22 protein-coding genes and 1 pseudogene are annotated in these 25,534 nt (G+C 73.0%); 14 read left to right on the plus strand and 9 right to left on the minus strand.

The window, feature by feature from the left end; translation table 11 throughout:
• Positions 1–15 precede the first annotated feature (15 nt).
• Complete coding sequence (locus tag ACZ3ZD_RS22090) at positions 16–1,344, minus strand: C1 family peptidase (protein ID WP_467399894.1); 1,329 nt, start codon at positions 1,342–1,344, stop codon at positions 16–18.
• Between the two features lie 258 nt (positions 1,345–1,602).
• Between ACZ3ZD_RS22090 and ACZ3ZD_RS22095 the strand changes: the two genes are divergently transcribed.
• Positions 1,603–1,998 (plus strand): luciferase domain-containing protein, encoded by a 396-nt coding sequence (locus tag ACZ3ZD_RS22095; RefSeq protein ID WP_467399897.1) that lies wholly within the window; start codon positions 1,603–1,605, stop codon positions 1,996–1,998.
• Between the two features lie 14 nt (positions 1,999–2,012).
• On the opposite strand, the gene ACZ3ZD_RS22100 is transcribed toward ACZ3ZD_RS22095, so the two are convergent.
• Positions 2,013–2,792 carry a DeoR/GlpR family DNA-binding transcription regulator gene (locus ACZ3ZD_RS22100; RefSeq protein ID WP_467399899.1) on the minus strand — a complete coding sequence of 260 codons (780 nt, stop codon included), beginning with the start codon at positions 2,790–2,792 and terminating at the stop codon, positions 2,013–2,015.
• Positions 2,793–2,919: 127 nt separating this feature from the next.
• On the opposite strand from ACZ3ZD_RS22100, the gene ACZ3ZD_RS22105 reads away from it, so the two are divergent.
• A complete protein-coding gene (locus ACZ3ZD_RS22105) occupies positions 2,920–3,801 on the plus strand; it encodes an SIS domain-containing protein (protein ID WP_467399902.1) in 882 nt (293 codons plus the stop codon).
• Between the two features lie 34 nt (positions 3,802–3,835).
• The gene (locus tag ACZ3ZD_RS22110) at positions 3,836–4,696 is read left to right on the plus strand and encodes a class II fructose-bisphosphate aldolase (protein WP_467399904.1); all 861 of its coding nucleotides are present in this window, start codon (positions 3,836–3,838) and stop codon (positions 4,694–4,696) included.
• On the opposite strand, the gene ACZ3ZD_RS22115 is transcribed toward ACZ3ZD_RS22110, so the two are convergent.
• Entirely contained in the window at positions 4,697–5,830 is a 1,134-nt protein-coding gene (locus ACZ3ZD_RS22115; RefSeq protein ID WP_467400193.1) for a methyltransferase, read from the minus strand.
• 67 nt (positions 5,831–5,897) lie between these two features.
• Between ACZ3ZD_RS22115 and ACZ3ZD_RS22120 the strand changes: the two genes are divergently transcribed.
• Positions 5,898–6,548, plus strand: a complete 651-nt coding sequence (locus ACZ3ZD_RS22120; protein WP_467399907.1) for an alpha-ketoglutarate-dependent dioxygenase AlkB family protein — start codon at positions 5,898–5,900, stop codon at positions 6,546–6,548.
• Between the two features lie 48 nt (positions 6,549–6,596).
• On the plus strand, positions 6,597–7,844 hold the full coding sequence (locus tag ACZ3ZD_RS22125; protein ID WP_467399909.1) for an ROK family protein: 1,248 nt from the start codon (positions 6,597–6,599) through the stop codon (positions 7,842–7,844).
• 667 nt (positions 7,845–8,511) lie between these two features.
• Here the strand turns inward: ACZ3ZD_RS22125 and ACZ3ZD_RS22130 are convergent.
• Together ACZ3ZD_RS22130 and ACZ3ZD_RS22135 are read right to left on the minus strand one after the other, a co-directional pair.
• Positions 8,512–8,929 (minus strand): annotated as a pseudogene (locus tag ACZ3ZD_RS22130) (ATP-binding protein); the annotation flags it as partial.
• Positions 8,930–9,156: 227 nt separating this feature from the next.
• Positions 9,157–9,480 (minus strand): hypothetical protein, encoded by a 324-nt coding sequence (locus tag ACZ3ZD_RS22135; RefSeq protein WP_467399913.1) that lies wholly within the window; start codon positions 9,478–9,480, stop codon positions 9,157–9,159.
• Between the two features lie 305 nt (positions 9,481–9,785).
• On the opposite strand from ACZ3ZD_RS22135, the gene cds1 reads away from it, so the two are divergent.
• The 8 genes from cds1 (at position 9,786) to ACZ3ZD_RS22175 (ending at position 17,337) form a co-directional block, all read left to right on the plus strand.
• Positions 9,786–10,910 carry an L-cysteine desulfhydrase Cds1 gene (cds1, locus tag ACZ3ZD_RS22140; RefSeq protein WP_467399914.1) on the plus strand — a complete coding sequence of 375 codons (1,125 nt, stop codon included), beginning with the start codon at positions 9,786–9,788 and terminating at the stop codon, positions 10,908–10,910.
• A 226-nt stretch (positions 10,911–11,136) separates the two neighbouring features.
• A complete protein-coding gene (locus tag ACZ3ZD_RS22145) occupies positions 11,137–12,336 on the plus strand; it encodes an ATP-binding protein (protein WP_467399918.1) in 1,200 nt (399 codons plus the stop codon).
• Complete coding sequence (locus ACZ3ZD_RS22150; protein WP_189977547.1) at positions 12,333–12,734, plus strand: roadblock/LC7 domain-containing protein; 402 nt, start codon at positions 12,333–12,335, stop codon at positions 12,732–12,734. The genes ACZ3ZD_RS22145 and ACZ3ZD_RS22150 overlap by 4 nt, the downstream gene beginning before the upstream one ends.
• The gene (locus tag ACZ3ZD_RS22155) at positions 12,731–13,105 is read left to right on the plus strand and encodes a DUF742 domain-containing protein (RefSeq protein WP_467399921.1); all 375 of its coding nucleotides are present in this window, start codon (positions 12,731–12,733) and stop codon (positions 13,103–13,105) included. Before ACZ3ZD_RS22150 ends, ACZ3ZD_RS22155 begins: the two co-directional genes overlap by 4 nt.
• Entirely contained in the window at positions 13,080–13,682 is a 603-nt protein-coding gene (locus tag ACZ3ZD_RS22160) for a GTP-binding protein (protein WP_467399923.1), read from the plus strand. The genes ACZ3ZD_RS22155 and ACZ3ZD_RS22160 overlap by 26 nt, the downstream gene beginning before the upstream one ends.
• 94 nt (positions 13,683–13,776) lie before the next feature.
• Positions 13,777–15,123 carry a cytochrome P450 family protein gene (locus ACZ3ZD_RS22165; RefSeq protein WP_467399924.1) on the plus strand — a complete coding sequence of 449 codons (1,347 nt, stop codon included), beginning with the start codon at positions 13,777–13,779 and terminating at the stop codon, positions 15,121–15,123.
• 169 nt (positions 15,124–15,292) lie between these two features.
• A complete protein-coding gene (locus tag ACZ3ZD_RS22170) occupies positions 15,293–16,555 on the plus strand; it encodes a cytochrome P450 (RefSeq protein ID WP_467399927.1) in 1,263 nt (420 codons plus the stop codon).
• Positions 16,552–17,337, plus strand: a complete 786-nt coding sequence (locus ACZ3ZD_RS22175) for an enoyl-CoA hydratase/isomerase family protein (protein ID WP_467399929.1) — start codon at positions 16,552–16,554, stop codon at positions 17,335–17,337. The genes ACZ3ZD_RS22170 and ACZ3ZD_RS22175 overlap by 4 nt, the downstream gene beginning before the upstream one ends.
• On the opposite strand, the gene ACZ3ZD_RS22180 is transcribed toward ACZ3ZD_RS22175, so the two are convergent.
• Both ACZ3ZD_RS22180 and ACZ3ZD_RS22185 read right to left on the minus strand, forming a co-directional pair.
• Entirely contained in the window at positions 17,338–17,811 is a 474-nt protein-coding gene (locus ACZ3ZD_RS22180) for an SRPBCC family protein (RefSeq protein WP_467399931.1), read from the minus strand.
• Between the two features lie 69 nt (positions 17,812–17,880).
• The gene (locus ACZ3ZD_RS22185; RefSeq protein ID WP_467399933.1) at positions 17,881–18,714 is read right to left on the minus strand and encodes a DeoR/GlpR family DNA-binding transcription regulator; all 834 of its coding nucleotides are present in this window, start codon (positions 18,712–18,714) and stop codon (positions 17,881–17,883) included.
• 426 nt (positions 18,715–19,140) lie between these two features.
• On the opposite strand from ACZ3ZD_RS22185, the gene ACZ3ZD_RS22190 reads away from it, so the two are divergent.
• Positions 19,141–21,909, plus strand: coding sequence for a hypothetical protein (locus tag ACZ3ZD_RS22190; RefSeq protein ID WP_467400195.1), 2,769 nt, complete (start codon positions 19,141–19,143; stop codon positions 21,907–21,909).
• Between the two features lie 13 nt (positions 21,910–21,922).
• Here the strand turns inward: ACZ3ZD_RS22190 and ACZ3ZD_RS22195 are convergent, their stop codons facing one another.
• Together ACZ3ZD_RS22195 and ACZ3ZD_RS22200 are read right to left on the minus strand one after the other, a co-directional pair.
• Positions 21,923–24,361, minus strand: a complete 2,439-nt coding sequence (locus ACZ3ZD_RS22195) for a right-handed parallel beta-helix repeat-containing protein (protein WP_467399937.1) — start codon at positions 24,359–24,361, stop codon at positions 21,923–21,925.
• A 230-nt stretch (positions 24,362–24,591) separates the two neighbouring features.
• Positions 24,592–25,197, minus strand: a complete 606-nt coding sequence (locus ACZ3ZD_RS22200) for an Rv1733c family protein (RefSeq protein ID WP_467399939.1) — start codon at positions 25,195–25,197, stop codon at positions 24,592–24,594.
• Positions 25,198–25,534 lie beyond the last annotated feature (337 nt).

Here is a 25,534-nt window from a genome sequence, read left to right on the forward strand (position 1 = left end):
TCCTCGCGGAAACGCTCAGTCCGCGAGCGCACCCATGGGGTCCCAGGCCGGGAGGACGATCGGCGGCTCGTCGAGGGCGGCGGCCAGCTCCGGCGGCAGCGCCGAGCGCCGGACCGCGATCTCGAAGACATGCTCGCCGAACCACGAGTCGTTCATGGTCCAGAAACCCTTGTCGGCCTTCTCCTCGCCCCAGCTGTTCTCCACCCGCCAGCGGCGCGGGCTCCCGTCCACCACGTCGACGCCCGTGAACAGCATGGCGTGGGTCATCTGCGTGTCGTGGTGCAGCAGCCGGTCGGCCTTGTCCAGGGTGAAGGGGGCGTCGTAGACCGCCGCGTAGTCGTACAGGGCGGCGTCCCAGACGCCGGCGTCCGGACGCATCATCTTGGCCACGTCGCAGCCGAACCACACCGGCTCGCCGCCGACGACCGTCTCCATGGCCAGCCGCTTCAGCAGCTCGATCGGCGCATTGAGGTAGACCACCGGCGGGGCGTCCACGACATTGCCCAGGTACTCGACGGTGAACGTACGGCCGACCGGGCTGGACTCGCGCGGGTCGTGCACCAGACAGACGTACTCCTCCAGGGGGAGCTGCACGTACGCGGCGGCGAACTCCGCCGGGGTGAGCCAGCCGTCGCGGTGGAACTCCTTGTCCTTGTCCTCCCACTGCCACAGGAACCGCTGCGGAGGCGTGCCGAGGTGGATGCTGAGCACCCGGTGGACGGCGGCCAGCACCTCGCGCTTGCGCGCCCGCTGGGCCTCGGCCCCCTCGGCGGCCAGGCCGCGCAGGTCGCGGGCGCCCTGGCGGAGCAGGGTCTGCAGGTCCCGGTTCATGTCCCGGGTCGCGGAGGAGCTGTGGGTCTCCGGCATGGCCGACTTGGGCACCAGACCGTGCTTGGCGACCAGGGCCACGAACATGTTCCACTGCCCGCCGTCACCGATCGGATCGGTCAGCAGGTGCGCCACCGTGCGGTCGCCGACCTCCCGGCCGGAGGTCTCGATGATCGCTTCAAGGAAGTGGTTCGCGCGCTCGAACTTGTCCCACCACAGCAGGTAGTTCTGGGAGAACTCGAAGTCCTTCACACCCAGCTTCCGGGCGGCTCCCACCCGGAGCAGGTTGAGCCCGGCGAACATCCAGCACCGGCCGCTCTGCTTCTGGTTGGTTGCCTTCCAGTCGTCCAGGTGGTGGGAGACCGAGTGGTCGATGCCGGTGAGCACCCGCCGGTCCAGGGCCACGTCGTCCACGCGCGTCTGGGTGACCGCGTTCTGCATCAGCCGGTTCACCGGCCGGGCGGCGAACTCCTTCTCGAACAACTCCACCTGATCCACGGTCAGGCTACGGTCCATGGCCTGGCGTGAGTCATCGTTTCCGAAGGTCACAGCGGTCTGCCTCCAGTTCCCCGGGATGCTCCGGACGAGCGCTTCCTCACCGTCGCACGGCCGTTCGGCCGCAGTCAACGGAGAATCGGGGCCGAGCGGTCGCCCCCGTGAACCGCGCTCGACAGAGGGATTCCTGTGCGGATCCCGAGGCCCGTGGTGGATACAGGTCGGTTAATGCTCGCTCACGAGCTGGTTGCGCGCGGATGAGCGCGTCATGATGGGCCCATGACGTTGGCCTCGCGCGCGTTCGCGCAACTGGCGACCTGGCCGGACCTGAGACGGGCCGTCCCGAGCTGCGGACTGGGACGGGCGGTGAGTTCGCTCCACGGCGAGGTCGTCCACTTCCACTCCGAGCGGGATGTGGACCTGCGGCTCACCGACCGCGCCATCCGCCGGTTCGCCAGGGACCTCAGGGACTCGGGGGTGGTCAGGATCGTACCCGGCTCGCAGTGGGTGACCCTGCGCCTGGACGCGGCGAGCGACGTCGATCTGCTGCTGACGCTGGTGAGCGCGGCGCTCCAGGCCCAGCAGAGCTGGCCCGACCCGGCCGGCCGGACGGTGACGGGCTGCAACGACCAGCGGGGCGCGGGATTCGTGAAGGCCGACCTGGGCCGTTTCTGACCCGGCCGGCGCGCTCACACGGTCAGCACCCGGACGCCGGCCTCCTCGAACCGCCGCACCGTCTCCCGGTCCACCGCCGTGTCCGTCACCAGCGTGTCCACCAGCTCCGCCCCGCAGATCCGGGCGAACGCCCGCCGGCCCAGCTTGCTGGAGTCGGCGGCCACCACCACCCGCTCGGCGCGCTCGCACAGCAGCCGGTTGATCGCGGCCTCCGCCTCGTCGTGCGCCGCCGCCCCGTGCGTGACGTCGAAGCCGACGACACCGAGCACGGCCACGTCGAGCGTGATCTGGCTCAGCACCCCGTCCGCGAGCGGCCCGATCAGCTCGTACGACTGCGCCCGCGCCACCCCGCCCGTCACCACGATCTTGAACTGGGGGCGCACGGCCAGCTCGTTGGCGATGTTCAGCGCGTTGGTGACCACGGTCAGCGCCGGTGAGCCGGTGCCGAGGTCGCCGCGCACGGCCAGCGCGCGGGCCACCTCCGTGGTGGTCGTACCGCCGGTCAGCCCCACCGCCTCCCCCGGCGCGAGGAGTTCGGCCACCGCCTTGGCGATGCGCTGCTTCTCCGGGGCGCGCCGGGCCGTCTTGTAGCGCAGCGGGAGTTCGTACGACACCCCGTGCACCACCGCCCCGCCCCGGGTGCGGACCAGCATCTGCTGCTCGGCGAGCTGGTCGAGGTCGCGGCGGATCGTGGCCGCCGACACCGCCAGCTCGGCCGCCGCCTCCTCGACCTCCAGCCGGCCGCGCTCGACGAGCAGTTCCAGCAGCGCCTTCCAGCGGGCGTCCCGGGACATGCGTGGCCTCCGTTCCGATCGTTCTCCGGCGACCCTAACGCACCCGTCTTTCGCGTCCGCATGCTTGATTGTGCTCGAAAGATCGCCCTATCTTGCAAGAACAATCACTCAGGGGAGGGTGTGGGCGATGACCCATGTCGAGAACGAGCTGAACAGCCAGCCCACGTGCTGGACACGGGCGGCCGAGCAGGCGGGGCGGCACCGGGACGCGCTGCCGCGGCCGGGGGAGCGGATCGCCGTCGTCGGGTGCGGGACCTCGTACTTCATGGCCCAGGCGGTGGCCGCGCTGCGCGAGGGCGCCGGCCAGGGTGAGACGGACGCGTTCGCCGCCTCCGAGTTCCCGCATGGGCGGTCGTACGACCGGGTCCTCGCCCTCACCCGCTCCGGCACCACGACCGAAGTGCTGGACCTCCTCGGCCGGTTGAGCGGACGCACCCGCACCACCGCCGTCACCGCCGACCCCGGCACCCCGGTCAGGTCGGCCGCCGACGACCTCGTCGTCCTGGACTTCGCCGACGAAAACTCCGTCGTCCAGACCCGGTTCGCTACCACCGCGTTCACCCTGCTGCGCGCCCACCTCGGCCTGCACACCGACACGGTCGTCGCCGACGCGCGCACCGCCCTCGCCACCCCGCTGCCCGAAGGCCTCGTGGACTGCGCGCAGTTCACCTTCCTCGGGCGCGGCTGGACCGTCGGACTCGCCCAGGAGGCCGGCCTGAAGATGCGCGAGGCCTCCCTGTCCTGGACCGAGGCCTACCCGGCGATGGAGTACCGGCACGGCCCGATCAGCGTCACCACCGCCGGCACGGCCACCTGGATGCTCGGCCCCGCGCCCGACGGGCTCGCGGAACAGGTCCGCGCCACCGGCGGGCGCTGGATCCAGGGCGCACTCGACCCGCTCGCCGAACTCGTCCGCATACAGCGGCTGGCGGTCGCCGTCGCCGCCGCCCGGGGCCTCGACCCCGACCGCCCGCGCCACCTCACCCGCTCGGTGATCCTCACTCCCTGAAACCCGCCGGACCCGTCCCGGAAGGACACCCCACGTGCCCCTCGCGTCCACCGGCGAGCTGATCACCCGGGCCGCCGCCGCCCGCTCCGCCGTCGCCGCGTTCAACGTCATCACCCTGGAACACATCGAGGCCGTCATCGCCGGCGCCGAGACCGCCGCTTCCCCGGTCGTCCTCCAAGTCAGCGAGAACGCCGTCAGGTTCCGCTACGGGCGGCTCCTTCCCCTGGCCCGCGCCGCCGTCGCCGCCGCCGAACGGGCGGCCGTACCGGTCGCGTTGCACCTCGACCACGTGCAGAGCGACGACCTGCTGCGTCAGGCGCCCGACGCCGGGTTCAGCTCCGTGATGTACGACGCGGCCCGCCTGCCGTACGCCGACAACCTCACCGCGACCCGCGCCGCCGCCGACTGGGCGCACTCCCAAGGACTCTGGATCGAGGCCGAGTTGGGGGAGATCGGCGGCAAGGACGGCCGTCCCCCGCTGGACGCGCACGCGCCCGGCGCCCGCACCGACCCGGTCAGGGCCCGGGACTTCGTGGCCGGCACCGGCGTCGACGCCCTGGCCGTCGCCGTCGGCAGCGTGCACGCCATGACCACCCGCACCGCCGTGCTCGACCTCGGCCTGCTGAAACGGCTGTCCGCCGCCCTGTCCGTGCCGCTCGTCCTGCACGGCTCCTCAGGGGTACCGGACGACGGGCTCGTCGCGGCCGTCGGCGACGGCATCACCAAGGTCAACGTCGGCACGGCGCTCAACGCGGCCATGACCGGCGCCATCAGGGAGTTCCTCGCCGCCCGTCCGGAAGCCGTCGACTCGCGCCGGTACCTCGCCGTCGGACGGGAGGCAATGGCCCGCGAGGTACGGCGGATCATCGGGGTGCTGTCCCGGGCGGGGGGCTGATCAGCCCTTCTTGACGGCCCGCAACACCACGAACTTCGGGTCCGACGCCACCAGTTCGCTGTTGCCGAACAACCGCCGCAGCTTCACGTGGTAGCCGAGGTGGCGGTTGCCGATCACCCACAGCTCGCCGCCCGCCCGCAGCGCGCGCTTCGCCCCGGTGAACATCCGCCACGCCGTGGCGTCGGTCGTCGCCTGGTGGGAGTGGAACGGCGGATTGTTCAGCACCAGGTCCACACTGCCGGGAGCCACCCCGGCCAGCCCGTCCCCGACCCGGAACTCGGCGTGCCCCGGCACCCCGTTCGCCTTGTACGTCGCCTCCGCCGAGGCCACCGCCTGGAACGACTCGTCCACGAACAGCACCTCGGCCGCCGGATCCGCCAGCGCCACCGCCGTACCCACCACACCGTTGCCGCAGCCGAGGTCCACCACGCGTCCGGCCCCGGGACCGGGCAGGTGCCGCAGGAGGAAACGGGTCCCGATGTCCAGCCGGTCGGCGCAGAAAACGCCCGCGTGATTGACCACCGTGCGCCCCGACACCGCGCCGACACCGTCCGGCAGCGCGTAGCGGTACGGCCAGGGGTTCGCGGGCCGCTCCAGCGCCGGATCGGGGGAGCAGAGGATCAGCCGGGCCTTCTGCCGGGCCAGCGAGGTCCGGGTCGGCCCGAGGATCCGCTCGAACAGGTGCAGCGTGGAGGTGTGGATCTCCTTCACCATGCCGGTGCCGACCACGACCGTGTCCGCGTGCACGGCGGGCGCCAGCCGCAGCAGCTGGTCCTCCAGCAGGGCCAGGCTCTTCGGCACCCGCACCAGCAGCACGTCCACCCGCTCCGGCGGCGGGTCCTGCGTGGTGAGCAGCCGCACCGCACCCGGCTCCACGCCGGCCCGCGCCAGGTTCGCCCGGGTCGCCTCCTGACCGAGGAAGGAGTCGGTGATCTGCACCGGCCGGTGCTCCGCCAGCGCGGTGACCAGCGCACCCCAGCGGTCCCCGACCACCACGACCGTGCCCGTGAGCGGCACCTTCTCCTCGTCCAGGTGGCGCAGCAGGTACGCGTCGGAGGCGTCCCAGGCGCGCAGCGGGTCGCGCGGGTCCTCGGGGAAGCGGGTCAGCTCGACCTCGCCCCACGGTGTCGTCATACGGTCGCTCATCGTGCGTCCAGGCTAACCGAGCCGCAGATCAGACCCCGTGGGGCAGGATGGGGGCATGGAGGACGAGCTGTTCGCGAGGGAGCGCGCGGAGGTCGCGCCGGGCGCCGTGCACGTCCCGGACTGGCTGGACGGCGAACGGCAGCGCGCCCTGCTCACCGCCTGCCGGGACTGGGCCCGGCCGCCCGCCGGGCTGCGCACGGTCCGCACCCCGGGCGGCGGCACCATGACCGCCCGGCAGGTCTGCCTGGGCTGGCACTGGTACCCGTACGCCTACGCCCGCACCGTCGCCGACGGCGACGGCAGCCCGGTGAAGCCCTTCCCGGACTGGCTCGGCCGACTGGGCCGCCGCGCGGTGACCGACGCGCTCGGCCCGGACGCCGTACCGGCCGCGCCGTACGACATCGCACTGATCAACTTCTACGACGGCGACGCCCGGATGGGCATGCACCGCGACGCCGACGAGAAGGCGGACGCGCCCGTCGTCTCGCTCAGCCTCGGCGACACATGCGTGTTCCGCTTCGGCAACACCGGCACACGAGGGCAGCCGTACACCGACGTCGAGCTGCGCAGCGGTGACCTGTTCGTCTTCGGCGGCCCGTCCCGGTTCGCCTACCACGGCGTGCCCCGCGTCCGCCCGGGCACGGCACCGGCCCGGCTGGGCCTCGCCGGACGGCTGAACATCACCCTGAGGGTCAGCGGCCTGTAGCCGGCGGCGCAGGCCACACCGGGTGCGGATCATGGGAGACTCGCCCTCATGAGCGGCAAGGCGGATCCCCGGACAACGGGGGAGAGGACCACCTCACGGGCCCGGCTGGACCGGGGGCGCGGCGCGCTCGGACCCGCGCTGGAGCTGGTGCACACCGGCCGGGCACCGACCCGGGCCGTGCTCACCGCCGAACTCGGCGTCACCCGCGCGACGGCCGGCGCGGTGGCCGCCGAGCTGGAGGCGCTGGGCCTGATCCGGGTGGACGCACGGCCCGGCGCGGCGGCCGGCTCCCAGGGACGCCCCTCGCACCGGCTCCAGGTCGCCGAGGACGGGCCCGTCGCCCTCGCGGCGCAGATCCACGCCGACGGTTTCCGGGCCGCGCTGGTCGGCCTCGGCGGGCGGATCGTGGCGACCGCCCCCGGCTGCGAGACCGTCGAGGCCGACCCGGCGAAGGTGCTCGGCTCGGTGGTCGAGGCGGGTGCCGACCTGCTGCGCACCACCGGCCGGCGCTGTGTCGGCGCCGGACTCGCCGTGCCGTCCGCCGTCGCCGAACCCGACGGGCTGGCCCTCAACCCGCTGCACGTGGCCTGGCCCGTCGGCGCCCCCGTCCGCGAGATCTTCGCGGAGTGCGTACGCGCCGCCGGCATCGAGGGACCCGCGTTCGCGGCCAACGACGTCAACCTGGTCGCGCTCGCCGAACACCGGCACGGCGCCGGGCGTGGCGCGCGGGACCTGCTGTGCGTGGCCACCGGGCACCGGGGGGTCGGCGGCGCGCTCGTCCTCGACGGCCGCCTGCACACCGGCAGTTCGGGGCTCGCGCTGGAGGTCGGCCACCTCACCGTCAACCCGGAGGGCCGCCCCTGTCACTGCGGCAGCCGTGGCTGCCTGGACGTCGAGGCGGACCCGCTGGCGCTGCTCGTGGAGGCGGGCCGCGAGCCCGGCCCCGAGGTGTCGCTGCTCCAGCAGGCCGACGACCTGCTGCGCAACCAGTACGACGATCCGGCCGTCCGCGCCGCCGCCGAAGCCCTCATCGACCGCCTGGGCCTCGGTCTGGCCGGTCTGGTCAACATCCTCAACCCCGACCGCATCATCCTCGGCGGCCTGCACCGCACCCTGCTGGACGCCGACCCGGCCCGGCTGCGCGCGGTGGTCGCCGACCGCAGCCTGTGGGGCCAGAGCGGCGGCGTCCCCATCCTGCCCTGCACCCTGGACCACAACAGCCTGGTCGGCGCGGCGGAACTGGCCTGGCAGCCGGTACTGGACGACCCACTGGGGGCACTCGCGGGCGCGGCGTAGCCCTGCGGGGCGGGGTGGGGGCGTCTTTGGTGCCGGGGGCGTGGTCACCACTGCCGGGCGCGCGCCTGTCGCCGTGGAGGAGGCCAACTCCACATACTCCGGAGCTGGTTGGCGCTGCCGGGAGGCGAGCAGGCGGGGAGGCGGTCGTCGCAGGCTACGTCCGGCTCGGCTGGACGTACTCGGGGCCGCCGGCGCGGAACGCGAACGCCCCGGGCCCCTTGCCATGGGGTCCAGGGGGTCCAACTACTGCCGTCGGCCAGCGTGTTGCTGCTGGCTCAGTTGCGAACGGCCGGCCTGGCGGGAGGGGGTGTACCGGTACCGGGGGACACCGGCCGCGCCACAGGCGCCGCGCCGGCCGGTACCGAACTCCCGGCGCCAGCCGCAACGGAAGCCGCCGCGCCGGCCGGTACCGAACTCCCGGCGCCAGCCGCAACGGAAGCCGCCGCGCCCGCCGGAACAGCACTGCCCGCCCCAGCCGTTACCGAACTCCCCGCCCCGACAGGTACCGAAGCCCCGCTCCCCGCCGGTGCCGACGCCCCACTGCGGGCCGAACCCGTCCTCCCCGCTCCGGCCGCCGGCACCGAAACCCCCGCCCCGGAGCCCGCTCGCACCGATGCCGGAAGGTTCGCGTTCGCCCCCCGGGGCGGCCTGGCCGGACAAGCGCCTGGGCCGGTCTTGGCCGGCAGGGTGAACCAGACCACCTTGCCGTTCTCTCCGTCCGGCCGCGCGCCCCAGCTCTCGCTGACCGCGGCCACCATCGCCAGGCCCCGCCCGCAGGTGGCCAGCGGGGTCGTGTCCGCCGGGTCGGGCGCGTCGGCCGGTACCGGCAGACGCGGGTCGTGGTCGCGGACCGAGACGGTGAGCCGGTCGGGCAGCAGCTCCAGCTCGACGGTGCACGACTTGTCGGGCCTGGCGTGCCGGTGGACGTTGCTCAGCAGCTCCGTCACACCGAGCGCGGCCCGGTCGATCAACGGGTCCAGATGCCAGTAGCGCAACTGCGCAGATACGATTCTGCGGACCTGGCCGATCCGCGACGGCAGGGCTTGGAGCTCCACCGTGCAGTGCCTGCTTGGGTGACTGATCACGGCTGCGACTCCCCGATGTGAGGTCCGGAGGAACCGGAAGAACACGGAGAACAACGGATCCAGCAGGGTGCTTGCGTCCAAACGTCCGCCTGCTGTCGTGGCCGGCGGGCTGGTTCGCAGCGTTATCGCCGGTAAACCCAGAGTGACGTGAGACCAGCGTGACGCAGCGGGTGCGCTCCCGCAACTCGCCGCGACCGGCCGCCGCGCTCCGTACGCGGCGTACGGCCTCAGCCGCCGCGTCCCGCCGCCCGGCGCACCGCCTCGACGAACCGCCGTGCGGCCGGCGGCCCCGGCTGCCCGGGCGCGGGGTCGTGCTCGCCCAGCGTCAGCAGGTACCGCGTGCCGTTGACGTCGGCCAGCGCCCGGTCCTCCGGCACGAACCACGGCTTGGACGCGCGCACCGCCTGCACCGGCGCGCTGTCGATCTCGCTGCCGTAGCTGGTGAGCAACTGCAGCCTGCCGTCGCTGATCCGGACCTGTCCGGCCCGGGTGAGCGAACGCAGGCGTTTGCCGATGCGCACGCCGTTCGCCGTGAACTCCGGCTCCGCCATCTCTCGCCGCCCCCTTACGGTGTTCCCGTTCGGTTCCCTGTGCGCCCCCGTCCGGGACGGTGGTCCCGTCGCGTGCAGTCTGCCCCGCCACCGCGTGGAGCACCAGTACGCACGGGGCCCGTGCGACAGTCGTCCGAAGCGCGCGCGCCCGTGCGCCCCCGGTGGCTCGCACGCGCGTGCCCCAGGGTGTCTTTGGGTGGCTCAAAGATGCGTTTATGCAGGTGGGAAGCCGTCTGAAAGCTGCCTATGCTCGATCTGCCGGCCCGCGTGAGGCGCCGTCGGCGATCAGCGTAAGGAGCCCCGCCGTGAGCACCACTTCCCGGCCCACCACCGGCGCCACCCTCGACGTCGACCGCAGTGACGCCGCCTACCGAGTCTGGCTGAAAGAGGCCGTCCGCAAGGTCCAGGCGGACGCCAACCGGTCGGCCGACACGCACCTGCTGCGCTTCCCGCTGCCCGAGCGCTGGGGCATCGACCTCTATCTGAAGGACGAGTCCACCCACCCCACCGGTAGCCTCAAGCACCGGCTCGCCCGTTCCCTGTTCCTGTACGGCCTCTGCAATGGCTGGATCCGCCCGGACCGCCCGGTGATCGAGGCGTCCAGCGGCTCGACGGCCGTATCCGAGGCCTACTTCGCGAAACTGATCGGCGTGCCCTTCATCGCGGTCATGCCGCGCACGACGAGCGCCGAGAAGATCCGCCTGATCGAGTTCCACGGCGGACGGTGCCACTTCGTGGACGACTCCCGGAAGATGTACGAGGAGTCCGCCCGCCTCGCGGTGGAGACCGGCGGCCACTACATGGACCAGTTCACCTACGCCGAGCGGGCCACGGACTGGCGCGGCAACAACAACATCGCCGAGTCGATCTTCCGGCAGTTGCAGCTGGAGCGCTTCCCGGAGCCGACCTGGATCGTCGCGACGGCCGGGACCGGCGGCACCTCGGCGACCCTCGCGCGCTACGTCCACTACATGCAGTACGACACCCGCATCTGTGTCGCCGACCCCGAGAACTCCTGTTTCTTCGAGGGCTGGACCGGCGGCGACCCGGACGTCACCTGCGACTGCGGCTCCCGGATCGAGGGCATCGGCCGGCCGCGCATGGAGCCCAGCTTCGTGCCCGGCGCGATCGACCGGATGATGAAGGTTCCGGACGCGGCCAGCGTCGCCGCCGTACGGGCGCTGGAGGGGGCCATCGGCCGCAAGGCGGGCGGCTCCACGGGCACCGGCCTGTGGAGCGCGCTGAAGATCGTCGCCGAGATGGTGACCGAGGGGCGTACCGGCAGCGTCGTCACCCTGCTGTGCGACCCGGGCGACCGGTACCTGGACAAGTACTACTCGGACGCGTGGCTCGCGGAGCAGGGCCTGGACATCGCGCCGTACGCGGCAGCGCTCGACTCGTTCCTGGCGACGGGCGTGTGGCCCGCCTGACCCTCCCGGCGGCAGCCGTCGTACGACGGGCGGGTTGCGGTGCCGTGTGGGTTTGGTGACGTCTCAATTGAGGCTCTGGGCAAGCCGGTTGTGCCTGTGTGACTGATAAGATCATCCCACTTTTCAATGGGCTGACGGCGTGTCACCAACGCGTCCGGGGGGACAGTCTCGAAGGCACCGTCGCGCCACTCACGCTCCTGGCGCGATGCGACTTGAAGAGAGTCTCATGACGTCATTGACCCAGGATCCACTGCTGTGGATCTTGATTGTGGTGCTCGTCGCTGCGGTCGTCGCAGTGTTGCGGGCCCGGAGAACCAACATGGCGCTCCGAAGAACGAGGAAGGACCTGGAAACCGAGCTGGGGGCGGCCCGCGGCGACGCCGGTCGGCTCCACGCGCACATCAGCGGGCTGACCGCACAGCACCAGCGGGACCTCGCGGATGTACGGGCGGACGCGGAGGCCGCGACCAAGGCGGTGCTGAAGTCGGCGATGGGAACGCTCCAGTCGCTCGCCGAGGAACAGCAGGTCCTCCTGGACAGCCTGCTGAAGAAGTACGGTGACACCACCGAGGTGCTGGCCGACCTGATGACGGTCGACCACACCGGAAGCCAGTTCAGCCGCCGCGCCAAGGGCATCTCCGTGCTGTGCGGCGGCTGGCTGGGCCGCCGCGAACGCGCCGCCACGGTGTACGACGTCGCGCGCAGCGCCCAGGGCAGGATCAAGGACTTCGACCGGGTCGGTGTCCACTCCCAGGTCAACGTCTCCCTCGTCGGCAAGGCGGTCGAACCGGTGGCCGTCGTCCTGGCCGAGCTGCTGGACAACGCGACCAACTACAGCGCGCCCGGCACCCCCGTCGAGGTCAACATCCAGGCCGTACCGACCGGGCTGTGCTTCATCGTGGACGACGCCGGACTCGGCATGGACCAGGAGACCAAGGACCGGGCGGCGGCGCTGCTGTCGGTCGACGGTCCCGTCGACATCACCGGTCTCGGCGACCCGCCGCGGTTCGGCTTCGCCGTGTGCGGCATGCTCGCCGCCCGCTACGGCTTCGCCGTCTCCGTCGGTTCCGTGTCCCCCTACGGCGGAGTGCGTGCAGTGATCCGTGTGCCCGAAAGCCTGCTCGCGGCCGACGCGCCGTCCCCCGCGGCCGACGACCAGGACGACGAGGGCCGGGAGGCCCCCCAGCGACTGGCGCCGGTCCCGGTCGTGGGGCCCTCGCACGTGGTGGGGACGACCTCGGGAGGCCTGCCCAAACGCCGGCGGCGCGGTGGCCCCGTCACCGTGGTCCCGTCCCTCGACACCGGCGGTCAGCAGGCGCCGTCCGAGCCGGCCGGCGAGGTGACGGCGTCGCGGCTCGGGGCGTTCGCGCGTGGAACTCAACTCGGGCGCACCACGAACACCACGGAAGGACCTGACAACAAGTGAACATCGACCTGTCCTGGGTGCTGAACGACGTACTCGAGGTACGCGGAGCCCGGCACGCGATCCTCGTCTCGGGCGACGGCCTGCTGCTGCAGCGCTCCGACGACATCGCACGGGACGATGCCGAGACCAACGCCGCCGCGATGAGCTCCATGCAGTCGCTCAGCCGGGCCGTCGCCGGGTTCGTGGGAGCGGGACACGGGATCTGGAAGCAGACGCTGCTGGAGTACGACGGCGGCTGGATCTTCCTGATCGCGGCCGGCCAGGGCTCCTACCTCGCCGTCTCCGCCGCGCCGGACGTCGACATGGAGGCCATGTCCTTCCGCATGCAGAAGACGGTTTCCGCCCTGAGCAAGGCGATGAGTGTGGCGCCGCGCTCGGACAACGGCGTGGGCGCATGACGTCCCCCCGCGAGGAAGCGTCCGTCACCAGCGACTTCGTCCGCTCCTACGTCATCACCGGCGGCCGGACCCTGCCGGCCGCGGACGACCTGGCGCTGCACACCCTGGTCACCCTGGCTCCCGACCGCACACCCCCGCTGGGAGCCGGCCCCGAGGTGATGGCGATCTGGAAGCTGTGCGCGGGCGGCTACCTTTCGGTCGCCGAGGTGGCCGGCCACCTGGGGCTGCCGGTGGGGGTGGCCCGGCTGCTGCTGACCGATTTATCGGAGCAGGGCCACCTGCTGCGCCGCGCCGAGCCGCCCCGGGCTCAGAACGTTGACAGAGCGACCCTGGAAAAGGTTCTGAATGGACTCCAATCCCTCATCGGCTGAGACGGCCCCCGGATCCATATACGTCTCCAGCGCGGTGACCAACGCCGCCAAGATCCTGGTCGTCGGGCACTTCGCCGTCGGCAAGACGACCTTCATCGGCTCGCTGTCGGAGATCACCCCGCTGCGCACCGAGGAGAAGATGACCCAGGCGTCGCTCCACGTGGACGACCTCAGGGGCGTGACCGACAAGTCCACCACCACCGTGGCCCTGGACTTCGGCCGGCTGACGCTCAGCGACGACCTCGTGCTGTACCTGTTCGGCACCCCCGGCCAGCAGCGGTTCATGCAGCTGTGGGAGGACATGGCGCGCGGCGCGCTGGGCGCGCTGCTCCTGGTCGACCCCGCCCGGCTGGAGGAGACCTTCCCTGTCATCGACCTCGTCGAGCGGTACGGCCTCGAATACGCCATCGCCGTCAACAGCTTCACACCGGGCACGGCCTACGAGGAGGCCGAGGTGCGCGAGGCCCTCGACCTGCTCCCGGACACACCCGTCGTCTACTGCGACGCCCGCGACCGGCACTCCTCCGCCCACGCGCTGATCGCGCTCGTACGCCATCTGCTCACCCGAGCCGCCTGACACCCCCATCCCCCGACCTCCAATCCCGCGGGCACCCCCATCCCGCTGACCCCATCCCCCGGACCCCCGGCCCGGAGCCCCCAGAAGGAACCCCATGGACCGCCAGTCAGCCCCCGCCCCCGCCGGCGGCAGATGCCCCATGCACGACACCGCGTTCGCCGCCGACCCCCACCAGGTCTACGACCGGCTGCGCGCCCACGGTCCCGCCGGGCCGGTCGAACTCGCACCCGGGGTCGACGCCACCCTGGTCGTCGGCCACGAGACGGCCCTGCGCGTGCTGCAGAACTCCACCCTCTTCGCCCGGGACGCCCGCCGCTGGAAGGCCCTGAACGAGGGGCACATCGCGCTGGACAACCCGGTGCTGCCGATGATGGCGTACCGGCCGAACTGCCTGTTCACCGACGGTGCCGTGCACCTGCGGCTGCGCAAGGCCGTCACGGACAGCCTGGCCCGGCTCAACATCACCCGGATCCGCCGGGACGTCGAACCCCTCGCCGACTACCTCATCGACCAGTTCAGCGAGCGGGGCCGCGCCGACCTCCTCAACGACTACGCCAAACTGCTGCCGCTGCTGCTGTTCAACAAGCTCTTCGGCTGCCCGGCGGACATCGGCGACACCCTCACCAGCGCCATGTCGGCGATCTTCGACGGCCAGGACGCCCTGCGCGCGAACGAGGAACTCACCGGCTGCCTCATGCAGTTGATCGCGCTCAAGCGCCGCCGGCCCGGCGACGACGTCACCTCCTGGCTCATCCAGCACCCCGCCGGACTCACCGACGAGGAACTCAAGGACCAGCTGGTCATGCTGATGGGCGCCGGCGTGGAACCCGAGCGCAACCTCATCGGCAACGCCCTGCTCCTGCTGCTGTCGCCCGACACCAGCGGCCGCGACTCCGGTCTGCTGATCGAGGAGGCGATCGATCACGTGCTGTGGAACCAGACGCCGATCGCCAACTACGCCACCCACTATCCCGTCCAGGACGTCGACCTCGGGGGAGTGGTGGCGCAGGCCAACACGCCGGTCGTGATCAGCTTCGCCGCCGCCAACACCGACCCCGCGCTGGCCGAGGCGCGCCGGATGCACAGCAAGGGCGCCCACCTGGCCTGGGGAGCCGGCCCGCACGCCTGCCCGGCCAAGGACCCGGCGCAGGTCATCGCCGTCACCGCGATCGAGAAGATCCTCAACGCGCTGCCGGACCTGACGCTCGCGGTCCACGAGAAGGAGCTGGAATGGCGGCCCGGGCCGTTCCACCGGGCCCTCGTCGCCCTGCCCGTGGCCTTCAGCCCGACCCCGGCCACCCGCATGGCCGCCGCGCTGCAGAACCGCACCGTCACCGCGCCGGAGCAGCCGCTGCCCACGGCCCCGGCCGCCGCCGCGCGTCAGGAACCGGCCAGGAAGAAGGGCTTCTGGAGCAGTTTTCTGGACATCTTCCGGGTGTGATGGACACCGTCCGGGCCGGATGTAAAGCGCCGGGCCGGATGTACATCGTCCGGGCCGGATGTGCCGCATGTGACGGGAGCAACACTGTCAGGCGCATGACGAAGGAGAGGGGAAGGGTAGGTTCCAGCGGTAACGGTAACGGTAACGCCCAGCCGCAAAGGAGCTTCGCGTGACCGCCGTGGGCGTCGTAAGCGGCACCACCACCGACCGGCGAGCCGTCATCCCCCTCCTTCGTCGCCTGCGGTCCGACGAGGGCCGGGCCGACCCCCTCCCCGTCTGGGACGAACTGCGCGCACTGGGCGACCTGGTGCCGGCTCCCTGGGGCGGCTACTTCGTGACCGGATTCGAGGCGTGCAGCCAGATCCTGCGCGGCAGGAACTGGCTCGTCCCCGACTTCGACTGGCAGGAACGCCAGGCCGACACCGCGCGCTGGCGGGAACCGGCGACCCGGGAGATGACCCGGACCCTTTCCCGCCTCAACCCGCCCGTGCACACCGTCCAGCGCCGCGCCCTGGGCAACCTCTTCGACCGCGGCACCCTGGAAGCCCTGCGGCCCCGGATCGCCGACCACGTCACCCGGCTCCTCGACCGCCTGGAGTTACGCCTGCGCACCGACGGCACGGCCGACTTCGTCCCCCTCGTCGGCGACCAGCTCCCCGTCCACACCGTCGGCCAGTGGCTCGCCGTCCCCGCCGAGCACTACCCGCACATCCTCGACTTCACCCACCGGCAGGTCCACGCCCAGGAACTGCTCCCCACCAAGAGCGAACTGGCGGTCTCCGCCCGGGCCACCGCCGAGATGCGGGACTTCTTCACCCGCCTCGTCGCCCACCGGCGCGCCCACCCCGGCGACGATGTCCTCTCCGGCTGGATCCGCCACTGGGACGCCCAGTACCCCGACGACCGCGCGGCCGCGGACCAGATGCTCTACGACCTGACGATGTTCATCACCATCGCCTCCCTGGAGACCACCGCCACCCTGCTCACCAACGCGGTGTGGTTCCTGACCAGGGAACCCACCCGGGCCGACTGGCTGCGCCGGCACCCCGCACACCTCGACGACGCGATCGACGAGGTGCTGCGCTACGACCCGCCCATCCACCTCAACACCCGCTACGCGGCCGAGGACACCGTGCTCGCCGGCGTACCCGTCGCCAGGGACACCACCGTCCACGTCCTCTACGGCGCCGCCAACCACGACCCGCGCCGCAACGCGAACCCGCACGTCTTCGACATCCTCCGCAAGGGCGGCCACCTCACCTTCGGCGGTGGTGCCCACTACTGCCTCGGCTCGGCCCTGGCCCGCCTGGAGGCCCGCCAGCTCCTCACCCAGCTGCTGGAACGCTTCCCCACCCTGCGGCCGACCGCGGCCCCGACCTACGCGCCCCGCATGGCCTTCCGGCGCGTCACCTCCCTGAAAGTGACCACATGACCGCCCTCTCCTACGAGGCCCTCCCGGCCGGACCCGAAGAGCAGACCCTGCGGACCCACCGCGAGGGACCCGTCCTCACCATCGAGCTGAACACCCCCGGGCACGGCAACACCGTCACCGACGCCCTGCTCGACGACCTCCTGGCGGTCCTGACGGACCAGGATCCGGACGTCCGGGTCCTGGTGCTCACCGGCGGCGGGGACGACTTCTGCCTCGGCGGGGACCGTGGCGAGTTCACCCGGCACCTCGCCGACGACCCCACCGGCAGCGGCATCCGGGCCTCGGGAACCAAGGCGCGGCGCGTCTGCGACGCCCTGACCGGGAACCCGGCCGTCACCATCGCCCGCGTCCACGGCAAGGTCATCGGGGCGGGCATGGCCCTGGCGCTCGCCTGCGATCTGCGGGTGGGAGCGCAGGACGCGACCTTCCGGCTGCCCGAGCTGGCCCTCGGGCTGCCCACCGCCTGGGGCGGCCTGCTGCCCCGCCTCATCAACGAGGTCGGCGCCGCCCGGGTGCGCGAACTGGTCCTCACCGGCCGGGCCTTCACCGCGGCGGAGGCCCAGTCCCTGTCCATCCTGCAGAAGGTCGTCCCCGCGCACGAGCTGGACGCGGCCGTCGCCGCCTGGGCCAAACCCGTCGTCCGCCGCCCCCCGGCGGCCCTGCGCGTCACCAAGACCCTGCTGAACTCGCTGTCCGCGGCCTCCCGGCTGGCGGACGTCTCCCTGCTGGACGGGGAGCTGATGGCAGCGGTCGTGACCGAGGCGCAGCTCGCCCGCGACTGATCAGCGCGTGGTAAGCCGCCGGTCCAGGGACGTCACCGCGTCCCGGAAGGCCCGCTCGAGCCCGGCCCGGGCCAGCGTCAGGACGAACCGGAACAGCGCCGTGCCATCGGCGGCGAAGGTCCACCGCACCCGGGTGCCGGTGCCGTGCGGAGCCAGGTGCCACTCCTCGGCCAGGGCGCGGGCGCCCGGCGCGTTGGTGGCGTCCACCCGGTAGGCATAGACCTCGGGCGCCTTCGCCACGAGCACCGTCTCCGTGAACCGTCCGCCGCCCCGGAGCCGGATCTCCCGCCCGGCGCCGCCGTCGGTGGCCCGCGCGGACGTCACCGCCGAGAACCACTCCGCCCAGCCGGGTACGTCCTCGGCCAGCGCACGGAAGACCTGCTCGGGTGGTGCGGAGATGTTCCGCGCGAAGACCATCCGCACGGGCGCGACCCCGATGAAGTCGACATCCACCGGGCGCAGACGACGAGCCATGGACGATTCCCCCTCGTGACGCTCCCACAGGGTGCTTGACCGGGCCCCGTCACCTTAGCTGACAGGTCCTCAGATGTCTGCCGGGTCCTCGTCCTCGGACTCGCCCGCCACCACCACCCGCAGGTGCTCGGACATCTCCCCGCGCGCCTCGGGGGGCAGACCCGCGTCGGTCACCAGCAGGTCGACCTGGTCGAGGGCGGCGAACGAACTCAGCCCCACCACACCCCACTTGGTGTGGTCGGCGACCACCACGACCCGGCGCGCGGAATGCACCAGCCGCCGGTTGGTCTCCGCCTCCGCCAGGTTCGGCGTGGACAGGCCGGCCTCCACCGATATGCCGTGCACCCCGAGGAACAGCAGATCGAAGTGGAGCGAGGCGATCGCCTGGTCGGCCACCGGCCCCACCAACGAGTCCGAAGGGGTGCGCACCCCGCCGGTCAGCACCACCGTGGCCGAGCCCTGCCGCTGTCCCGAGGTGCGCTGCGCCGCGTGGAAGACGTCCGCGACCCGCACCGAGTTCGTCACCACGGTCAGCTCGGGCACCTCCAGCAGGTGCTGGGCGAGCGCGTACGTCGTCGTACCACCGGACAGCGCGATCGCCGACCCCGGGCCGACCAGGCGCGACGCGGCGCGTGCGATGTCCTCCTTGGCGGTCAGCTCCAGCCCCGACTTCGCCTCGAACCCCGGCTCGTGCGTGCTCGCCTCGACCACCGGCACCGCACCGCCGTGCACCTTCTCCAGCACACCTTGGCGGGCGAGCGCGTCCAGATCGCGGCGCACGGTCATGTCCGAGACGCCGAGCTTGCGGGTCAGTTCGTTGACCCGCACCCCGCCCCGGCGCCGGACCTCGTCCAGGATCAGGGCGCGGCGCTGCTCCGCGAGGAGGTTCTGATTCTCGCTCACGTACGCTCCGGTCCTTTCGCCGCCATCCGTCCGACACGCCCGGTGCACCGGCTCCGACCAGGACGTTCCGGCCGTCCGGCAGCGCACGGGCGTCCCATCTTTTCACGGCTCGGCCCCGGTTGCGCCACCGCCTGCCGAACCGTCCGCCGTGATCCGGTTCGGGGAGATTCCGTGACGAGAGCCGTACACGCCCGCCGGACACGAGATCCTGACGCCCGCACGACACACAGACGTCAGGCGTCACGGGGAAGTGCGAGAACAGTGAAACGCACGGAGAACAGCTCCGCCGAGCAGCGCGGGGGCCGGCCGGCGGGGCGGGACGAGGTACGCCGGGCGGTAGCGGGGGAGGGCGCCGACCGGTCGGGTGGGCCCGACTGGTCCGGGCCGTACCCGGCGGGGTCGGGGGCGCGGGCGGAACGGCAGCCCATGTGCCCTGCGGACCGCTCGGCCGGCGGGGAGGCGGAGAGCGAGCTGGAGCTGCTGGTGCACGGGGTCGGTGGCGCCACGCCGGAGAAGATGCTCGGTGATCCGCGCACGGTACGGGTCACCGGCGACGACACGGCCGCGGTCTTCCGGCGCGCCGAGGACACCGAGACCGCCCCGGCCGGACGGCACCCCCGCGAACCGGTCCGCGAGGCGTACGTCTGGTGCAACCTCACCTCCGGGGACGGCAGCCGCGCCCTGTGGCTGTTACTGCTGCCGTTCATGGTCGTCAACCTGGCCCACTGGATGCGGCCCGCCGCGCCCGCTCGGCCGGGCACCGTCCGGCTCTACGGCCTCCTGGTGCGCCTGGTCGCCCTCACCCTGACCGTGCTGCTGGTGGCCGCGGCCTGCGAGGTGGCCCTCGACCTGGTCGCCTGGCAGTGCGCCGGGACCCACGCCTGCGTGCGCCGCCACTCCTGGCTGGGCTTCCTCGAACCGGCGAGCCCCGGAGCGCCGGCCGGATCCGGCGGCTGGTGGAGCGCACCGGGCCGCCGCCTCGCGCTCGCCGCGACCCTGCCGACCGCGCTGACGGCCCTGCTCTGGTACCTCTCCCACCGCACCTGGCGCGCCTACGAGTCCCACCAGCCCCTCTCCGCCACCACACCGCCGACCGACGGCACCCTTCCGGACGCCCGTGGCCCCTTACCGGGCGCGCGAAATCCCGAGCGGGACAGCCACGGTTCTGTGCCGGACGCACGCCATTCGGAGCGGGACACCCACGGCCCTGCGCCGGACGCCGGCCATTCGGAGCGGAATGCATCCGGTCCCTCACCGGGCACGCACGACCCCGAGCGGGAGGCCGGCCGTCGCGCGCCGGACGCCCATGGTCCCGTACCCGGAACCCGCAGCCGCGTACCGGACGCCCGTGGCCCCGAGCGGGACGCCCCGGGTGCCGTAGCGGACACCTCCGCTGCCGTGCCGGGCACCCACAACCCCGAGTGGATCTCCCACGGCCCTGTACCGGACGCCCGTGGCCCCGAGCGGGACGCCCCGGGTGCCGTGGCGGAGACCTCCGCCGCCGCGCCGGACACCCGTCCCGGGCGGGACGCCCCCGTCCCCCACGGCAGTGCTCTCGCTCGGGCCGGGTTCTGGTATGGGCGGCGGCTGGTTGCCCGGTTGCGGGCCGCGCATGCCGCGGCCGGATTGCTCACCGTGGCCGGGGCCGTCGTCGTGCCGGCGGTGCGGTTCGATCACCGCGGTGGTGGGCCGGCGCTGCTGGAGCTGCTCGGTCGGCTGCTGGTCGTGGCCCTGCTCGGCTGCGGGGCCGCGGTCGTGGGCGTGGTGTGCCGCCGCGGCCGTAGCGAACGCCGCCCCGACCGGCGGCTGGACCGGCACCTCGTACGCGCTCTGCCGCTCGCCGCGCTGGCCCTGCTGCTGCTCGCCCTGCTCTACGCCGGCTGGTCCCGGCCCGGCTGGCGGTCCACGGGCAGGCTGCCCGGCGACCCCGCGTTCGGCGCCCTCATGCTGGTCCAGGGCCTGCTCGTCCTCGTCCTCGCCGCCGTGGCCGGGTACCTTCACCGGCGCCGCCCCGACCCGCGCGCCGGAATGCGCGGCCTCGGCGGCCCCGCCGTCGCGCTGCTCGCCTGCGCGCTCGGTGGGGTGATGTCCGGCGGGGTCGCGCAGCGCGTCGCCGACTGGCTGGACGGCACCCGCGCCCTGCTCGCCGGGCCGCCCGTCCTGCTGACCTGGCAGGCGTCCGCCATCCCACCGCTCCTCGCGGTCCTGCTCCTGCTGACCGCCGCGCTCGCGACCCGCACCGCCCGGCTCGCCCGCACCGAACGCGACCGGGTCCGCCGCGAGCACCCCGGCGAACCGGAGGACCCGTCCCGCACCCGCGCCATCGCCCACGCCCGGGCCATGGCCACCCTGACCGACCGCGCGCCCCTCGTCGTCGCCGTGCTCACCGCCACCACCCTGGTCCTGGGCAGCGCCGCCCTGGCCGGAGCCCTGCTCACGCGGGAGACACCCGACGGAGCGGCCCGGCACGCCCACCACCTCGTCCGGGCCGTGGCCGAGACCTCGCAGGCGCTCGGCTCCTGGCTGGTCGGACTCGGCTTCCTGCTGTTCGTGACCTGGGGACGGCGCGCCTACAAGGACGCCTCGGCGCGCCGCACCATCGGCATCCTCTGGGACGTCGGCACCTTCTGGCCCCGCGCCGCCCACCCCTTCGCCCCGCCCTGCTACGCCGAACGCGCCGTCCCCGACCTGACCTGGCGCATGGCCACCTGGACCCACCGCACCGGCGGCCGGCTGGTGCTGTCCGGCCACTCCCAGGGCAGCGTCCTCGCCGCCGCGGCGGCCTGGCAACTGCCACCGCCCGTCCGCGCGCGGGTCGCCCTGCTCACCTACGGTTCCCCGCTGGAGCGCCTGTACGGCCGCTGGTTCCCGGCCCACTTCGGCCCGCCCGCCCTCGCCGCCCTGCACCGCGACATCGCCTGCTGGCGCAACCTCTACCGCCGCACCGACCCCATCGGCGGCCCCGTCCGCGTCCCCGCCCGATTCCCCGACGACACCGCCCCCGACGTCGACCACGAACCGCTACGGGACCCCCTCGCCTACGGCCGCAGCCCCGACCACCCCCTCCCGGCCCCGATCCTCGGCCACTCCGACTACCAGTCGGACCCCGTCTTCACCCGCGAACGGGCCCGCCTCCTGGCCCGCCTGCGCCCCCAGGTGCCGGTCCGGCGCCCGGATCCGGACACCGGGGGCTGAGGCCACGGACCGCTCAGGGCAGCTCCGGCAGGTCCTCCGCGTACAGCAGGGTCAGGTCGTCGGTGGTCGGGTCGGCCAGCTGGGCGACCCGGCTCGCATGACGCTCCACCATCGCCTCGAACGTCTGCCGGGCGGTCCTGCCGTTGCCGAACGCCGGGCCCTTCGGGAGCTGCGTGAAGTACGTCAGCAGCGCCTCGGACGCCCCCGGCGCCAGCCGGTACTCGTGCTCGTCGGCCTGCTGCTCCACGATCCGCAGCAACTCCCCGGGACCGTAGTCGCCGAAGGTGATGGTGCGGGAGAACCGGGAGGCCACACCCGGGTTGACGGACAGGAAGCGCTCCATCTCCGCGGTGTACCCGGCGACGATCACCACCACCGCGTCCCGGTGGTCCTCCATCAGCTTCACCAGCGTGTCGATGGCCTCCTTGCCGAAGTCCCGCCCCGCGTCCTCCGGTGACAGCGCGTACGCCTCGTCGATGAACAGCACACCGCCACGCGCCCGTTCGAAGGCCTCCTGGGTGCGGATCGCCGTGGACCCGATGTGCTCGCCGACCAGGTCGACCCGGGACACCTCCACCAGGTGGCCCTTCTCCAGCACGTCCAACGAGGCGAGGATCTCGCCGTAGAGCCGGGCGACCGTCGTCTTGCCGGTGCCGGGGGAGCCGGTGAAGACCAGATGCCGTTTGACGGAGGCCGCCTTCAGCCCCGCCCGCTGCCGGCGCCGGCCCACCTCGATCATGTCCGTGAGGGCCCGCACCTCGCGCTTGACGCTCTCCAGGCCCACCAGCGCGTCGAGTTCACCGAGCACGTCCTTCGGTGTGCGCTGCGGTCTCTCCGGCTCCACGGCGGCCACCGGCGGCTGCTGTTCCGCCGCCCGCTGCCCCGGGAACGCGCCCAGCAGACCGGCGGACTGCGGCACCGTCTGCACGGCCGCCTCGCGCGCCGCGGGCGCCCGCACACCGCCGCTCTCGTCGCTGGTGCAGTCCTCCACGACCGGCCCGGTGCCGGCCCCCGCGTCCGGGCCGCCGTCGGCGAACTCGTACCCACCGCGCGCACACCGCTCCGTGCGGCACTTGCGCAGCGTCGTACGGCAGCCGTCGATCACATGGAAGCCGTAGCCGCCGCTGCCGGTCACCCGGCAGTTCAGGAAGCTGCCCCGGCCGCCCGCCGACACGTAGAAACCGGCCTCGGAAGGGGAGTCGACCGTGCAGCGCTCGATGGTCGGGTCGGCGCCCTTGGTGACGATGACTCCGGTCTGGGTGCCGTCCAACGTGCAGTTGTCGAGCGTGCCGCCGCTGCCGTGGTCGCGGAACCAGGCGCCGGTGGCCGCCTCCCTGATCCGGCAGTCGTCCAGCTGCGCGGTCGCGCCGTCGCTCACCGACACGGCCGTGTTGCGCACCTGCGACAGGTCACTGTCCACCACGTCCACGCGGGAACCCCGGTCCAGCACGAACAGGGCGTCCGGCACGTCGTGCACCCGGCAGGAGTCGAGGACGGCGGTGGCCCCGTCGCTCACCCACACCGCCGGATAGTCACCGGTGCTGTCGAAGATCTCGCACTGGTTGGCGTCCACCCGGGTCCCCGGGTCCCACACCGACAGGCCGTTGCGCCCGAACTGACGGACCGTCGTCCGGGTCAGCGTGAGCACCGAGCGGGAGCGCAGGTCGACCGCGTTCTCCGGGATGTCGTGGATGCGGCAGTCGGCGAGGGTGAGCACCGCGTCGGTGTCCAGGGTGATGCCGTCGGCGGTGGTGCGGTGCACATCGCAGTCGGTCAGGTGCGCGGTGGCGCGCTGGGTGACCTGCACCCCGGAGCCGCGCACCTCGTAGACCTCACACCCCACCGCCTCCAGCGAGGAGTTCTCGCCGGTGACGGCCAGCCCGGGGCCGGAGGCGTGGTGCACCCGGCAGCGCTCCAGCCGTGGATGGGCGCCGCCGTGCACGGCCACGCCCGCCTGCCCGGCCGCGACGACCTCGCACCCCTCGAACACCCCGCTCCCGCCGTCGAGTACGGCGATCCCGATGCCCGCCGGGTTGTCGACGGTGCACCGGCGGACGGTCGGTCGGGCGCCGCCGCGCACCTCGATGCCGGCGGCGGACCGGGTGACGATCCGCAGGGCCACCAGTTCGGGCGTGCCGTCCTCGATCAGTACCGCGGGCGCCGCCGCGTCCTGGCCCTCCACGTGCACGTCCTGCACGACGGCCGAGGCCCGCACGGTGAGCGGTACCCCGTCCACCGGCGCGATCCGCACCGAGCCGGGTGAGCCCTCCGGCCCCCGGAGCGTCACCGCCCGCTGCACGACGAGGTTCTCCCGGTAGGTGCCGGGGGCGACCGTGAGGACGTCGCCCTCGGCGGCGGCCTCCAGGGCGGCGGCGAGCGAAGCGTACTCACCCGTGCGGCGCCGCCACCGCGAAGTACCGGTGTGCGTCACCTGGACCGTGCCCTGTGCCATGGCGTTGCCGTGCCCCCACCTCGTCGTACTGATGGCTCGCTGCCCGCCGGGGCGCTGCCGCCGGCGCCCGGGCGGCGACCGTGCTCGACCCCAGGGGCGTGAGCGCGTTCGCGCCACCGGTCACCTGCGCGCCCCGGGGTTCACGCACCCGCGGGTCGTCGCCGAAAGCGCTTCGGCCGGTCCACCGTAGCGTGTGCGTGCACGCATGGTTGACCAGAGCCGCGAGGCCGTCAGCTGCCGGTGCCCGCCTTGCCCCAGTCCGGGCCCGCCCGGTCCCATGCCTGGTCCCAGCGCGCGTACCGGCGGCGGACCAGGCACCATACGGTCAGGCGCCGGCCGCCCTCGACCAGGCCCGCCGTCAGCAGTGCCGTGCCGAGCCCGGCGAGCACCGCGTGCGTCGCCGCCGTCGCGGAGTCCAGCGGGCGGGTGGTTATTCGGCCGTGCGGGTCGGCCCAGAGTCCGAAGTGGTCCCCGCGGTGCGGTGACTTGAGGTCTGCGAGAACGGGGCCGTGCTGTGCGGTGCCGTCCGGTCCCGGCCAGCTCGCGAGGACGCGGCTGTGGATCTCGCGCGCGGAGCTGGTGTCGCGGTCGGCCTCCGGCATGACTCCGCCCAGGTTCCGCACCACGGTGGCCGTGACCAGGTGGCGCGCGTGCTGCTGCTGTCGTGCGGAACGCTGGAGCGAGTCCCGGGCGGCGGCACCGACCAGAAAACCGGTCACGGGTGCGGCCACGGCGACCAGCAGCAGCGCCACGAGGGCCACCCAAGCCTCGGCCAGATCGGTCCTACGGCACAGCGGATTGTGCCGCCAGCGCCACAGCCCGGTGAGTGCTCGCATGTGCCCACCCCCTTCCGGTCCGTCCTCACCCCCGGCGTCGGCGCCCGACTCCCGGACCGGACCGGGAGAGAGCGACGTCACGTCCGCCGCGGCACCCGGCGCACGCGGCCTCTCATGAATTTCTCACGCCTGCTCAACGACCGGGATCACGCCCGGGTTCCCGGTCCCGCGGATCTTCGCCGGACCACTTTCCGTCCGCCGCGGGAGCCGTGCCGGGCGCGCGGACAGACGAAGGCCGCGGGAGCCGTGCCGGGCGTGCGGACAGACGAAGGCCGCGGGAGCTGTGCCGTGCCCGGACAGACACATGCAGACACATGCCGCCGGGACGGCGCCGGGC

It is taken from the genome of Streptomyces sp. NPDC023481 (assembly GCF_055560195.1).

What these genes read in the sequence shown, in the direction of transcription:
- ACZ3ZD_RS22090 (WP_467399894.1), bottom strand. Translation starts at nt 1,344, where the DNA reads ATGGACCGTAGCCTGACCGTGGATCAGGTGGAGTTGTTCGAGAAGGAG.
- ACZ3ZD_RS22095 (WP_467399897.1), top strand. Translation starts at nt 1,603, where the DNA reads ATGACGTTGGCCTCGCGCGCGTTCGCGCAACTGGCGACCTGGCCGGAC.
- ACZ3ZD_RS22100 (WP_467399899.1), bottom strand. Translation starts at nt 2,792, where the DNA reads ATGTCCCGGGACGCCCGCTGGAAGGCGCTGCTGGAACTGCTCGTCGAG.
- ACZ3ZD_RS22105 (WP_467399902.1), top strand. Translation starts at nt 2,920, where the DNA reads ATGACCCATGTCGAGAACGAGCTGAACAGCCAGCCCACGTGCTGGACA.
- ACZ3ZD_RS22115 (WP_467400193.1), bottom strand. Translation starts at nt 5,830, where the DNA reads ATGACGACACCGTGGGGCGAGGTCGAGCTGACCCGCTTCCCCGAGGAC.
- ACZ3ZD_RS22120 (WP_467399907.1), top strand. Translation starts at nt 5,898, where the DNA reads ATGGAGGACGAGCTGTTCGCGAGGGAGCGCGCGGAGGTCGCGCCGGGC.
- ACZ3ZD_RS22125 (WP_467399909.1), top strand. Translation starts at nt 6,597, where the DNA reads ATGAGCGGCAAGGCGGATCCCCGGACAACGGGGGAGAGGACCACCTCA.
- ACZ3ZD_RS22135 (WP_467399913.1), bottom strand. Translation starts at nt 9,480, where the DNA reads ATGGCGGAGCCGGAGTTCACGGCGAACGGCGTGCGCATCGGCAAACGC.
- ACZ3ZD_RS22145 (WP_467399918.1), top strand. Translation starts at nt 11,137, where the DNA reads ATGACGTCATTGACCCAGGATCCACTGCTGTGGATCTTGATTGTGGTG.
- ACZ3ZD_RS22155 (WP_467399921.1), top strand. Translation starts at nt 12,731, where the DNA reads ATGACGTCCCCCCGCGAGGAAGCGTCCGTCACCAGCGACTTCGTCCGC.
- ACZ3ZD_RS22160 (WP_467399923.1), top strand. Translation starts at nt 13,080, where the DNA reads ATGGACTCCAATCCCTCATCGGCTGAGACGGCCCCCGGATCCATATAC.
- ACZ3ZD_RS22165 (WP_467399924.1), top strand. Translation starts at nt 13,777, where the DNA reads ATGGACCGCCAGTCAGCCCCCGCCCCCGCCGGCGGCAGATGCCCCATG.
- ACZ3ZD_RS22175 (WP_467399929.1), top strand. Translation starts at nt 16,552, where the DNA reads ATGACCGCCCTCTCCTACGAGGCCCTCCCGGCCGGACCCGAAGAGCAG.
- ACZ3ZD_RS22180 (WP_467399931.1), bottom strand. Translation starts at nt 17,811, where the DNA reads ATGGCTCGTCGTCTGCGCCCGGTGGATGTCGACTTCATCGGGGTCGCG.
- ACZ3ZD_RS22190 (WP_467400195.1), top strand. Translation starts at nt 19,141, where the DNA reads ATGTGCCCTGCGGACCGCTCGGCCGGCGGGGAGGCGGAGAGCGAGCTG.
- ACZ3ZD_RS22195 (WP_467399937.1), bottom strand. Translation starts at nt 24,361, where the DNA reads ATGGCACAGGGCACGGTCCAGGTGACGCACACCGGTACTTCGCGGTGG.
- ACZ3ZD_RS22200 (WP_467399939.1), bottom strand. Translation starts at nt 25,197, where the DNA reads ATGCGAGCACTCACCGGGCTGTGGCGCTGGCGGCACAATCCGCTGTGC.